The organism is Methylobacterium sp. Leaf102, assembly GCF_001422425.1.
GTDB lineage: Bacteria > Pseudomonadota > Alphaproteobacteria > Rhizobiales > Beijerinckiaceae > Methylobacterium.
In genome coordinates this window covers 76,052-87,899 of sequence record NZ_LMMX01000038.1, presented here as the reverse complement: position 1 = coordinate 87,899, position 11,848 = coordinate 76,052, and the positions used below count along the sequence as shown (strand labels likewise).

Genomic DNA, 11,848 nt, shown 5'->3' with positions numbered 1-11,848 from the left:
GTCTCGCGGGGAGGTGGCCGCACCGCGAGACGGGCTCGGTGATGCGGCGCCGGACTGTTTCGTTTCGATCCGCAGGGTGCCCCAAGAGCGTAAAGCCGCGCTTAACGACGATCCGACTTTTCCGGGGATCGTCGGTCGGCGACGCCGCACCCCTGCTTTTCCCGCGCCGGGACGTCGGCTTTCGCCCACAAGGCGGTTGATCGCGGGGCCGGCCCGCTCGATATCACCGGGCAGCGGCGCCTCAGTGCCCAGCCCCAGGAAGCCTCCCATCATGCCGAGTCGAGCCGTCGCCCAAGCCAGCCGCGCGGGCATCGTCGCCATTGCCGAAGGGGCCAGCGCCGCACGGGCGGCCGCACTCGCCGCCGACCTCGGCGCCTTGCCCGAATGGGACCTCGGCGACCTCTATTCCGGCATCGACGCCCCCGATTTCCGCGCCGACCTCGCCCGCGCCGAGACGGCCTGCCGCGAGGTCTCCGAGCGTTATGTCGGCCGGCTGGCGGACCTCGCCGCCGGCCCGGACGCCTCCGCACGCCTCGCCGAGGCGGTCCGGGCCTACGAGGCCATCGAGGATCTGCTCGGCCGCCTGATGTCGTTCGCCGGCCTCGTCTACTCGGGCGACACCACCGACGAGACGCGCGAAAAATTCTACGGTGACACCCAGGAGCGCCTGACGACGGCGTCCAGCCACCTCCTGTTCTTCGCCCTCGAGCTCAACCGCATCGACGACGCCGCCATGGACGCGGCCATGGCGGACGGGCCGCTTTCCACCTACGCCCCCTGGATCGAGGACCTTCGTCGCGAGAAGCCGTTCCAGCTCGACGACCGCACGGAGAAGCTGTTCCTGGAGAAGTCGGTCACCGGCCGCTCGGCGTGGAACCGCCTGTTCGACGGCACCATCGCGTCCCTGCGGTTTCCCGTACAGGGCGAGCAGCTCACCCTGGAGCCGACCCTCAACCGCCTGCAGGACCCGGACGGGGCCGTGCGCAAGGAGGCGGCCGGCGCGCTCAGCGAGGTGTTCCGGGCGAACCTGCGCACGTTCACGCTGATCACCAACACCCTCGCCAAGGACAAGGAAATCAATGACCGCTGGCGCGGGTTCACGGACGTGGCCGAATCCCGCCACCTGTCGAACCGCGTCGAGCCCGAAGTGGTGGATGCCCTGGTCGAGGCCGTGCAGGCGGCCTATCCGCGCCTGTCGCACCGCTACTACGCTCTGAAGGCGAAGTGGTTCGGGGTCGAGGCCCTGCCGTACTGGGACCGCAACGCGCCGCTGCCGAAGGTCGAGCAGCGCACGATTCCCTGGGCGGAGGCCCGCGACACGGTGCTCGACGCCTACGGTGCGTTCTCGCCGCGCATGGCGAGCATCGCGAAGACGTTCTTCGACCGAAACTGGATCGACGCGCCGACCCGGCCCGGCAAGGCGCCCGGCGCCTTCGCCCACCCGACCGTGCCCTCGGCCCACCCCTACGTGCTGGTGAATTACCAGGGCAAGCCGCGCGACGTGATGACCCTGGCGCACGAGCTCGGCCACGGGGTGCATCAGGTGCTCGCCGGCCCCAACGGCGCCCTGATGGCCCCCACCCCCCTGACGCTCGCCGAAACCGCGAGCGTGTTCGGCGAGATGCTGACCTTCCGCCGGCTGCTGGCCGCGACCACCAACGCGACCCAGCGCCGGGCCATGCTCGCCGCCAAGGTCGAGGACATGATCAACACCGTGGTCCGGCAAGTCGCGTTCTACGCTTTCGAGCGCAAGGTGCACCTCGCCCGTGCCGAGGGCGAGCTCACGGCGGAAGCGATCAACGCCCTGTGGATGTCGGTGCAGCGCGACAGCCTCGGTCCGGCCATCACCCTGGATGCGGGCTACGAGCCGTTCTGGGCCTACATCCCGCACTTCATCCACTCGCCGTTCTACGTCTACGCCTACGCCTTCGGCGATTGCCTCGTGAACTCCCTCTACGGGGTCTACGCCAAGGCCGAGGACGGATTCGTGGAGCGCTATTTCGCCCTGCTCTCGGCCGGCGGCGCCAAGCCCTACGGCGAACTCTTGGCTCCCTTCGGCCTCGACGCCCGCGACCCGGGCTTCTGGCAGATCGGGCTCACCATGATCGAGGGGATGATCGCGGAGTTGGAGGCGATGGAGGGCTGAGCGCCGTTTGGTATGCCCCGCCTTTCGTTGTACATTCCGTACAACGAAAGGCGAAGCGTCATGAAACTCGAAGTCAAGAAAATCGGCAATTCCACCGGGCTGATCCTGCCCAAGGAACTCCTGAGCCGGCTCAACCTCGCGCAGGGCGACTGGCTCTCGTTGACGGAGGGCGGCGACGGTTCCGTTCGGCTGTCGCCCCTCGACCCGACCTTCGAGAAGGGCATGGAAATCGCCGAGAAGGCGATGAAGACCTACCGCAACGCCCTGTCCGAGCTGGCCAAATGACGACGTTTGTCTGGCTGACGAGCGCCCTCGTCCAGGCCATCCACGCCCGCCAGCTCAAGTTGTTCGGCGGCCCCAGCGGCTTGCGCGACGAGGGTGCCCTCGAATCGGCCCTCGGCCGCCCGGTGAACCGGGTCGCCTATGGCGAGGCCGATCTCGCCGAGCTCGCAGCCGCCTACGCGTTCGGGATCGCGAAAAACCATCCGTTCATCGATGGAAACAAGCGCGCGGCCCTGCTCGCCCTCGTCGTCTTTCTCGGCCTCAACGATATCGACTTCGTCACCGACGAGGCCGAGGCGGTGGTCATGATCCGTGGCCTCGCCGCTGGCGAGATCACCGAAGCGGGCCTCGCCCGCTGGATCCGCGACAACTGGCCGGCCGTCTGACCCCTCTCCCGCGCCGCAACGGCGCAGCGCCCTGGCGCGGGACGCCGGCGGACTTATCTCAAGGGAGTGGCCGGATTGCCGGACGCGTCCTTATCCGAGATCCGAAGAACCCGATGGCCGATCACGACAGCGAAGCCAACCGCTTCTCCGCGCGCGCCAGCCGCTACGCCCGCGTCGGTGCCAATGTCGGCGGGGTCGCCGCCCGCATGGCCGGCGCCCGCCTGTTCGGCGGCAAGGAGGCGCCCAGCAACGCCGCCGCCCTGGCCCAGGCGCTGGGCGGCCTCAAGGGGCCGATCATGAAGGTCGCCCAGTTGCTGGCCACGGTGCCGGACCTTCTGCCACCCGAATACGCGACGGAACTGCAGAAGCTCCAGGCCGACGCGCCGCCCATGGGCGCGGCCTTCGTCAAGCGCCGGATGATGGCCGAACTCGGCGCCGACTGGCAGGGGCGGTTCACGAACTTCGACCTCAAGCCGGCGGCGGCCGCGTCCCTCGGACAGGTCCACCGGGCGACCGGCCTCGACGGCACGGCGCTCGCCTGCAAGCTCCAGTATCCCGACATGCAATCGGCCGTGGAGGCCGATCTGAAGCAGCTGGAGGTCGCCTTCGCCCTGCACCGGCGCATGAGCTCCTGGCTCGATACCCGTGAGATCGCGAAGGAAATCGGCGCCCGGGTGCGCGAGGAACTCGACTACGCGCGCGAGGCCAAGCACGCCGTGCTCTATGGCAACGTCCTGCGCGACGTGCCCGAGGTCCGCGTGCCGGCCATTCACACCGATCTCTCCACGAAGCGCCTCCTAACCCTCGGCTGGCTCGAGGGCGAGGGCATCCTGAACTTCTCCCAAAGTCCCATCGAGATCCGCAACCGCCTCGCCCGGGCGATGTTCAAGGCGTGGTGGCACCCGTTCAGCCGCGCCGCCGTCATCCACGGCGACCCGCATCTCGGCAACTACACGGTGTTTTCCGAGGGTGGCGAGGCGCAGGGCATCAACCTCCTCGATTACGGCTGCGTGCGCATCTTCCATCCGCGCTTCGTCGGCGGCGTGGTCGATCTCTATCGGGGGCTCCTGGAGAACGACGGCGCACGCATCGTCCACGCCTACGAGGTCTGGGGCTTCAAGAACCTCAACAAGGAGCTCATCGAGATCCTCAACATCTGGGCGCGCTTCATCTACGGGCCGATCCTGGAGGACCGCACCCGCACGGTGGCCGACGGGGTCAAGCCCGGCGAGTACGGCCGGCGTCAGGCCTTCGAGGTGCATCAGGCCCTGAAAGCCCGGGGACCCGTGACCGTACCGCAGGAATTCGTGTTCATGGACCGCGCCGCCGTCGGCCTCGGCGCCGTGTTCCTCCACCTGCGCTCGGAGCTGAACTACCACCGGTTGTTCGAGGCCGAGATCGAGCGCTTCTCGCTCTCCGAACTCGAGACCCGGCAGGGCGAGGCTCTCACGCGGGCGGGACTCGCCCTGCCGGCGTGACCCTATCGGTGTGACGTCACGCGGCTGGCCCTGCGAAACTTAACCGGCGCGACAAAAACCGGTTCGTGGCCATTGCGTGGCATGCATGCTGATTGCGAGCCGCCGAGGCTTGCGCTAAATCCCCTTGGAACAAATCAAGACAGATCCATGGGGACGACCACACGATGGCCGATATGAAGACCGTGTCCGGCGTGCATTACAGCCCCGCCATGGACGAGAAGACCCACGAGCAGACCTATCGCGGCTTCGTTCGTTTCGTCGAAATCGGCACCTCCGTGGTGATCTGTTGGGTGCTGGCCCTCGCCATCGGCGGCATTCATGAAGCGTGGCTGACTGCGATCCTCGCCGTCGTGGTGTCCGGCGCCGCCGGTGCCGTGGGCGCCCTCGCGCCGGCCGTGGGCTGGAAGGCCCCCGTCGTGGTCGCGGTCTTGCTTCTGCTCTACCTCTTCTTCGCGTGACGTAGCCCGGGCGCACTGGTATACCAGTCGTCGGGCTCTATATTCCTGCCGAGTTACGGTGGTCCGGACGGATCGCCGAGGGGGCTTCCTGAATGCGCATCGCTGTCCTGACAGAGTCTGATCCCGCGGAGCCGCGGGTCGCGGCGGTGCCCGAAACGGTCAAGAAATTCATCGCCCTCGGGGCCGACGTGACCGTCCAGTCCGGTGCCGGCCTGACCGCCGGTGTCCCGGATGCCGATTACGAGGCGGCGGGTGCCACCGTCGCCTCCTCTGCCCAGGACGCGGCCAACGAGGCCGACCTCGTCCTCAAGGTCCGCCGCCCCAACGGCGACGAGATCGGGCTGCTGAAGCGTGGCGCCACCGTGGTGGCGATCATGGATCCCTACGGCAACGAAGCCGCCCTGGGTGAAATGGCGCAAGCCGGCCTCGACACCTTCGCCATGGAACTGATGCCCCGCATCACCCGCGCGCAGGTGATGGACGTGCTGTCCTCGCAGGCCAACCTCGCCGGATACCGCGCGGTGGTCGACGGTGCCTCCGAGTATGGCCGCGCCATGCCGATGATGATGACGGCCGCCGGCACCGTGCCCGCCGCCCGCGTCTTCGTGATGGGCGTCGGCGTCGCCGGGCTCCAGGCCATCGCCACCGCCCGCCGCATGGGCGCGGTGGTCACCGCCACGGACGTGCGGCCCGCCACCAAGGAGCAGGTCGAGTCCCTGGGCGCCAAGTTCGTCGCCGTCGAGGACGACGAGTTCAAGCAGGCCGAAACCTCGGGCGGCTACGCCAAGGAGATGTCGGCGGAGTACAAGAAGAAGCAGGCCGACCTCGTGGCGACCCACATCGCCAAGCAGGACATCGTCATCACCACCGCCCTGATTCCGGGCCGGCCGGCCCCGCAGCTCGTCTCCGCCGCCATGGTCTCCACCATGAAGCCCGGCTCCGTGCTCATCGATCTCGCGGTCGAGCGTGGCGGCAACGTCGAGGGCGCCAAGGCCGGCGAGATCGTCACCACGGATCACGGCGTGAAGATCGTCGGGCACCTCAACGTGCCCGGCCGCCTCGCCGCCACGGCGTCGAGCCTCTATGCGCGCAACCTCTACGCCTTCGTCGAGACCCTCATCGACAAGGAGGCGAAGTCCCTGGCGGTGAAGCGGGACGACGAACTCGTCCGGGCGACGAACCTGACCCATGACGGTCAGGTCGTGCATCCCGCCTTCCAGACCAAATCCTGATCCCGCCGGAGGATACGATGGCCACGCTCCCCCCCGATCAGGCCGCCGAGCAGGCGCGCGCCGCTGCCACCGCGGCCCGAACCGCTGCGGATATCGCGCAGCAGCACGCCGCCAAGGCGCAGAGTTACGCCGATGGCATCGGTCACGGCCTCAGCGCCGTGACGCATGGTGCCGTCGACCCGACGGTGTTCCAGCTCGCGATCTTCGTTCTGGCGATCTTCGTCGGCTACTACGTGGTCTGGTCGGTGACGCCGGCCCTCCACACGCCCCTCATGTCGGTGACCAACGCCATCTCCTCGGTGATCATCGTCGGCGCCATCCTGGCGGCCGGCGTGCCGCTTCTCGAGCACGGCACCGGCTGGGCCCGCTTCTTCGGCTTCCTCGGCATCGTTCTCGCCAGCGTGAACATCTTCGGCGGCTTCCTCGTCACCCAGCGCATGCTCGGCATGTACAAGAAGAAGGCCTGAGACGATGTCCCAGAACGTCTCGGCACTCCTCTACATCGTTTCCGGCGTCCTGTTCATCATGGCGCTGCGGGGGCTCTCGCACCCGACCACCTCCCGGCAGGGCAACCTGTACGGCATGGTCGGCATGGGGCTCGCCGTCCTCACCACCCTCGTCGGCCATCCGCCAGCGGGATTCGGCGCCTGGATCCTCGTGCTCCTGGGCCTCGGCATCGGCGGCGGCGCCGGTGCCGTCATTGCCAAGCGCGTGCCAATGACGGCCATGCCGCAACTCGTGGCGGCCTTCCACTCCCTCGTCGGCCTCGCGGCCGTGGCGGGTGCGGCCGGCACCCTCTACGCACCGCAGGCGGTGGGCATCCTCGAGAACGGCCACATCCACAAGGAGTCGCTGTTCGAGATGGCGCTCGGTGTCGCCATCGGCGCCATCACCTTCACGGGCTCCGTCATCGCCTTCGCCAAGCTCGACGGGCGCATGTCCGGCAAGCCGATCATGCTGCCCCAGCGCCATGCCCTCAACATCGCCCTGGCCATCGCCCTCGTCGGCCTCATCGCGGTGTTCATCGGCACCGAGAGCAAGCTGGTGTTCTGGGTCATCGTGCTGCTGTCGTTCGCTCTCGGCGGCCTGCTGATCATCCCCATCGGCGGCGCCGACATGCCCGTCGTCGTGTCGATGCTGAACTCCTACTCGGGCTGGGCGGCGGCCGGCATCGGCTTCACCCTGGGCAACCTCGCGCTCATCATGACCGGCGCCCTCGTCGGCTCCTCGGGCGCGATCCTGTCCTACATCATGTGCAAGGCGATGAACCGGTCGTTCATCTCCGTGATCCTCGGCGGCTTCGGCGGTGATGCCGCGGCAGGCGCGGCCGGAGGAGCCGTGGAGACCCGTCCGGTCAAGCAGGGCTCGGCGGACGACGCGGCCTACATCCTGAAGAACGCCGAGCGCGTCATCATCGTGCCGGGCTACGGCATGGCGGTGGCCCAGGCCCAGCATTCGCTCCGCGAGATGGTCGACATGCTCAAGAAGGAGGGCGTCGACGTGAAGTACGCCATCCACCCCGTCGCCGGCCGCATGCCGGGCCACATGAACGTGCTGCTCGCCGAAGCCAACGTGCCCTATGACGAGGTCCACGAGCTCGAGGACATCAACGGCGACTTCCCGCAGGCCGACGTCGCCTTCGTCATCGGCGCCAACGACGTCACCAACCCGGCGGCGAAGACGGACAAGGCCTCGCCGATCTACGGCATGCCGATCCTCGACGTCGAGAAGGCCAAGACCGTGCTGTTCATCAAGCGCGGCATGGGCTCCGGTTACGCCGGCGTCGAGAACGAGGTGTTCTTCCGTGACAACACCATGATGCTGTTCGGCGACGCCAAGAAGGTCGTCGACTCCATCGTCAAGAACCTCTGAACCCCTGGCGCGGGCCTCGCCCGCGCCGCCAGGACAGCGTACGGGGTCGGCGTCCATCGCCGGCCCCGTCGTCGTTTTCGTGCAGTTCGGGCCGGCCGGGCTGGAGTAGGGTCGCCCCGTGTCAGCCGAGATCCCCCGCGCCTTCCTCGACGTCACCCGCTCGGTCCTCGGACGGCCGTGGCACGACCGCTGCGCCGATCCGGTGCTCCAGGCCTACGCCGCCACCATGACCCAGGCCCACGGCCTGCCGGACCTCCTCGCCCGGGTGCTGTCGGGGCGCGGCATCCGCCCGGCGGAGTCGGACGCGCATCTCAACCCGCGCCTGCGCGACCTGATGCCGGATCCGGACTGCCTCGTGGACATGGCGGCCGCGACGGACCGCCTCGCCCAAGCCGTCTCGACCCGCGAGACCGTGGCGATCTTCGGCGATTACGACGTCGATGGCGCCGCCAGCGCCGCGCTCCTGGCCGCCTATCTGCGCGGCTTCGGCCTCGAGGTCCGCATCCACATCCCCGACCGCATCACCGAGGGCTACGGGCCGAACGCCGCCGCCGTCACCGCCCTGTGGGAGGCCGGCGCCACCCTCCTCGTCTGCGTCGATTGCGGCACCAGCGGCCACGCCCCCCTGGAGGCGGCCGAAGCCCTCGGCCTCGACGTCATCGTCCTCGACCATCACGGCGCCCCCGAGACCCTGCCGCCCGCCCGCGCCGTGGTGAACCCCAACCGCCTCGACGACCTGTCGGGTCTCGGCCACCTCTGCGCGGCGGGCGTGGTGTTCCTCGCCCTGGTGGCCCTGAACCGGCGCCTGCGCCGGGACGGCGTGGCGGACCTCCCCGACCTCGCCGCCGCCCTCGATCTCGTGGCGCTGGCCACGGTCGCCGACGTGGTGCCCCTGACGGGCCTCAACCGCGCCTTCGTAGTGCAGGGCTTGAAGGTGATGCGCGGACGCGGACGCATCGGCCTCGCCGCCCTTCTGGACGCCGCCGCGTTGAGCGAAGCGCCGGAAGCCTGGCACCTCGGCTACCTTGTCGGTCCGCGCATCAACGCCGGCGGCCGCATTGGAGATGCGGGCCTCGGCGCCCGCCTGCTCACCACCCACGACGCGGCGGAAGCCGCCGGTATCGCCGCCGAACTCGACCGTCTCAACCGCGAGCGCCAGGCCATCGAGGCCCAGGCCGTGGCGGCGGCCGAAGCCGACATGGACCACGCGCTCACGGGCGACCCTGAGCGCCCGGTCCTGGTGGCGGCCTCGGCAGAATGGCACCCGGGCGTCGTCGGCCTCATCGCCGCACGCCTCAAGGAACGCTTCGGCCGCCCGGCCTTCGCCTTCGCGCTCCGGCCCGACGGCACCGCCACGGGCTCGGGCCGCTCCATCCCCGGTGCCGACCTCGGCCGGGCCGTGCGCGCGGCGGTGGATGCGGGCCTCGCCCTCAAGGGCGGCGGCCACGCCATGGCGGCCGGCGTCACCCTGGCGGGGCCGGACACGGCGGCGTTCGCGGCCTACCTCGGGTCGGATCTGGCGCAAGCCGTCGGCGCGGCCCGTGCCGTCGAGGCGCTCCTCCTCGATGGCACCGTGAGCGCGGGCGGAGCCACGGCCGAAATGGTCCGCCTGCTCCAGCGCGCCGGCCCGTTCGGTTCGGGCGCGCCCGAACCGATCTTCGCCCTGCCGCGCCACCGCATCGTCGACGCCGGCATCGTCGGCAACGGCCACGTCCGGGCGCGCCTGCGCAGCCGCGACGGTCAGGCCGTGGGCGCCATCTGCTTCCGCGCGGCACAGGGCCCCCTCGGTCAGGCCATCCTCGCCGGTATCGGTCGTGAATTCCACGTCGCCGGAACCCTGGCGGTGGACACCTGGCGTGGGGCCGACCGTGCCCAGGTCCGGATTTGCGACCTCGCGCCGATCGATTGAGCGATCCCCGTTGACACCCGCGCGGGGCCTCATCATAAGGACCCGCGCGCTGCCCACGGGCAGCGGTTTGGGGGAATGTCCCGAGCGGCAAAGGGGGCGGACTGTAAATCCGCTGCGTAAGCTTCGTAGGTTCGAGTCCTACTTCCCCCACCAAACGTCTGACGAGATCGCGAGCGACGTTTCCGGCTCCCTGTCTCGACCTTCGGTGATCGTGTCGGACGATCGTCGATGCGGGTGTAGCTCAATGGTAGAGCAGCAGCCTTCCAAGCTGAATACCCGGGTTCGATTCCCGGTACCCGCTCCACTCCCCCCTTCCCGAAAAGACTAGCAACCTCAGCCCGATAGGGCAGGGGCGCGGTATCCAGTGGCTGTTTGCCTGGGCGGTGGATACCGCATGGATACCGCAGACGAATCGGTATCGGGCGCAAGTTTCCTTGTCGAACTCGGACCCGCTCGCACGAATGATGGTGATCGAAAGAGATCGCCATGCCCCGCTGCACCCACACCCCGGCCCGCCTCTACGACCGCCACCCTGATCCGGTTCACGACCTCATCGCCGTTGGCAGCCTTTCCCGGTTCGTGCGCTGCACGGATTGTGGTGCCAGGGGCATCGTCCGGCGCGGCCGCGTGGGATGGACGCCCCGTAGCGCCGGTGATCCGGTCCGCCCGGAGGTCGAGCGGTGGAACGCCCTGGTGGCCGAGGCTCGTGCAGCGCTCCTGCCTTGATCGAAGAACCCGGGCCCTTTCGCTTTGGGCCGCCCCGAACGTGTAAAACGATTCCACAAACGCGATTTGGGAATCGTTTTACACGTTCGGGGCGGGCCATCAGTTCAGGGTCCCGATCTCGCCGTCGTACCCATCAAGCACCCGGACCTCGCCCCCGGCCGGGTGGAGCGAGACGGCATCGCATCGCGGGCAGTGCAGGCCGCCCGCCGCCATCCGGACCTCCCCCCACCGGAACTTCGCGGAGCACGTGAGGCAGCACCAGGTCTGCTGCATGACTTCGTCAGACTCGGTCATCCCAGCCTCCGCGAATAGCTGCCATCGGGATGGAAGGTGACCTCCTCGGTGTAGGTGGTCACCTCCACGTCATGGCTGCCAGAGATGGAAACTTTCGCGACTGGCTCGCCAAGGTTCACGCCCCAGTCGTCATCGAGGTCCATCTCCTCGCCCAGGGTGAGGTGAACCCTGATGCCGCCGGCGAGCGTGAAGGTGCCTCCCTCGCGGATGGCGCGCTGCCAGTCCTCCTCGGTCGCGAAGTGCTTGCGGGTGAGGGTGATGGTCGGGTTCATCATGCGCTCGATCATGCCCTGTCTCCTTCCGGCGGCCGCCCGTGCCGAGTGGTGCCGTCCGGCCAGTCCCAGCGATGTTCGCAATCAGGTTCGAACTCGATACCGACGATGGTGGCCTTGAGGCGGTAGAGTTTGTCCCGGAGTTCGTTGACGCCGTTCCGTTCCAGACCGATGCACCCGGCCAGGTGGCCGGTGATGGCGTAGATCTGGCGCGCCGCCTCCTTCAGACGGTCGGCCTCGGACATGGTCGTCGGGTCCGGCTCGGGCGAGTGGACCTCCTCAAGCTTCGCCAGCCGGACTATCAGGGCGCTCATGGCGAACCCGACCGATCCCTCCTTGCCCGTGACCTTCCAGTGCCCGGCGGTCTCCCGACCGGCATCTTCCCCAACGCCCTCGGTATAGATCGTGATGACGTCGCCGACGGCGTGGCGGTCGAAAGGTGCCCTGATCAGGACGACGGTCCCCTGTCCGGGCATGCGGCGCCAGTCGGTTGCCTTGACCCGGTAGCTCTGCATGCCCCGACCGTTCACTGCGGCCTCCTCAGGCAATCGGGGCGCCCGTCCGGTCCCACGAGCGGCTGCATGCCAGTCTCGGCTTGGGTGTACCGGCACCCGGTCGCCGGGTCCGTCCAGACCCGGACGCCGCCTTGGTTGGACCACGCGGGATCCGCTGCCTGCGAGAGGGCCTGCAGGATCGTGAGCAGGACGGCCGCGGCGATGGCGATGCCGATGAACAGGAACCAGAGGTCGAACCCGTCGCGAGGCGAGGAGGTCCTGATCATGAGGACCTCCTC

14 protein-coding genes and 2 tRNA genes are annotated in these 11,848 nt (G+C 68.8%); 12 read left to right on the top strand and 4 right to left on the bottom strand.

What is annotated here, in order from left to right:
• Positions 1 to 271 precede the first annotated feature (271 nt).
• The 12 genes from ASF27_RS18340 to ASF27_RS18285 all read left to right on the top strand — a co-directional run bounded on the left by ASF27_RS18340 (position 272) and on the right by ASF27_RS18285 (position 10,489).
• A complete protein-coding gene (locus ASF27_RS18340) occupies positions 272 to 2,146 on the top strand; it encodes a M3 family oligoendopeptidase (RefSeq protein ID WP_056362303.1) in 1,875 nt (624 codons plus the stop codon).
• A gap of 60 nt (positions 2,147 to 2,206) precedes the next feature.
• Positions 2,207 to 2,431, top strand: coding sequence for an AbrB/MazE/SpoVT family DNA-binding domain-containing protein (locus tag ASF27_RS18335; RefSeq protein ID WP_056168680.1), 225 nt, complete (start codon positions 2,207 to 2,209; stop codon positions 2,429 to 2,431).
• Positions 2,428 to 2,814, top strand: a complete 387-nt coding sequence (locus ASF27_RS18330) for a type II toxin-antitoxin system death-on-curing family toxin (RefSeq protein WP_056362299.1) — start codon at positions 2,428 to 2,430, stop codon at positions 2,812 to 2,814. The genes ASF27_RS18335 and ASF27_RS18330 overlap by 4 nt, the downstream gene beginning before the upstream one ends.
• Before the next feature lie 113 nt (positions 2,815 to 2,927).
• Entirely contained in the window at positions 2,928 to 4,292 is a 1,365-nt protein-coding gene (locus ASF27_RS18325) for an AarF/ABC1/UbiB kinase family protein (RefSeq protein WP_056362295.1), read from the top strand.
• Positions 4,293 to 4,456: 164 nt separating this feature from the next.
• A complete protein-coding gene (locus tag ASF27_RS18320) occupies positions 4,457 to 4,750 on the top strand; it encodes an aa3-type cytochrome c oxidase subunit IV (protein WP_056168668.1) in 294 nt (97 codons plus the stop codon).
• A 92-nt stretch (positions 4,751 to 4,842) separates the two neighbouring features.
• The gene (locus tag ASF27_RS18315; RefSeq protein ID WP_056168661.1) at positions 4,843 to 5,982 is read left to right on the top strand and encodes a Re/Si-specific NAD(P)(+) transhydrogenase subunit alpha; all 1,140 of its coding nucleotides are present in this window, start codon (positions 4,843 to 4,845) and stop codon (positions 5,980 to 5,982) included.
• A gap of 17 nt (positions 5,983 to 5,999) precedes the next feature.
• The gene (locus ASF27_RS18310) at positions 6,000 to 6,449 is read left to right on the top strand and encodes an NAD(P) transhydrogenase subunit alpha (RefSeq protein WP_056168659.1); all 450 of its coding nucleotides are present in this window, start codon (positions 6,000 to 6,002) and stop codon (positions 6,447 to 6,449) included.
• A 4-nt stretch (positions 6,450 to 6,453) separates the two neighbouring features.
• Positions 6,454 to 7,854, top strand: a complete 1,401-nt coding sequence (locus ASF27_RS18305) for an NAD(P)(+) transhydrogenase (Re/Si-specific) subunit beta (RefSeq protein ID WP_056168656.1) — start codon at positions 6,454 to 6,456, stop codon at positions 7,852 to 7,854.
• A gap of 226 nt (positions 7,855 to 8,080) precedes the next feature.
• Positions 8,081 to 9,763 (top strand): single-stranded-DNA-specific exonuclease RecJ, encoded by a 1,683-nt coding sequence (gene recJ / locus ASF27_RS18300; RefSeq protein WP_244473122.1) that lies wholly within the window; start codon positions 8,081 to 8,083, stop codon positions 9,761 to 9,763.
• A gap of 69 nt (positions 9,764 to 9,832) precedes the next feature.
• A tRNA-Tyr gene (locus ASF27_RS18295) sits at positions 9,833 to 9,916 on the top strand.
• A 77-nt stretch (positions 9,917 to 9,993) separates the two neighbouring features.
• A tRNA-Gly gene (locus ASF27_RS18290) sits at positions 9,994 to 10,067 on the top strand.
• Between the two features lie 182 nt (positions 10,068 to 10,249).
• Positions 10,250 to 10,489: a hypothetical protein gene (locus tag ASF27_RS18285; protein ID WP_018044339.1), complete on the top strand. Its 240-nt coding sequence runs from the start codon at positions 10,250 to 10,252 to the stop codon at positions 10,487 to 10,489.
• Between the two features lie 99 nt (positions 10,490 to 10,588).
• On the opposite strand, the gene ASF27_RS18280 is transcribed toward ASF27_RS18285, so the two are convergent.
• Genes ASF27_RS18280 through ASF27_RS18265 form a run of 4 tightly spaced genes read right to left on the bottom strand, consistent with a single transcriptional unit; the run spans position 10,589 to position 11,836 of the window.
• Entirely contained in the window at positions 10,589 to 10,783 is a 195-nt protein-coding gene (locus ASF27_RS18280; RefSeq protein ID WP_018044338.1) for a hypothetical protein, read from the bottom strand.
• Positions 10,780 to 11,070: a hypothetical protein gene (locus ASF27_RS18275; protein ID WP_018044337.1), complete on the bottom strand. Its 291-nt coding sequence runs from the start codon at positions 11,068 to 11,070 to the stop codon at positions 10,780 to 10,782. Before ASF27_RS18275 ends, ASF27_RS18280 begins: the two co-directional genes overlap by 4 nt.
• Positions 11,067 to 11,603 (bottom strand): hypothetical protein, encoded by a 537-nt coding sequence (locus ASF27_RS18270; protein ID WP_244481050.1) that lies wholly within the window; start codon positions 11,601 to 11,603, stop codon positions 11,067 to 11,069. Before ASF27_RS18270 ends, ASF27_RS18275 begins: the two co-directional genes overlap by 4 nt.
• Positions 11,582 to 11,836, bottom strand: a complete 255-nt coding sequence (locus tag ASF27_RS18265) for a hypothetical protein (RefSeq protein ID WP_018044335.1) — start codon at positions 11,834 to 11,836, stop codon at positions 11,582 to 11,584. Before ASF27_RS18265 ends, ASF27_RS18270 begins: the two co-directional genes overlap by 22 nt.
• Positions 11,837 to 11,848 lie beyond the last annotated feature (12 nt).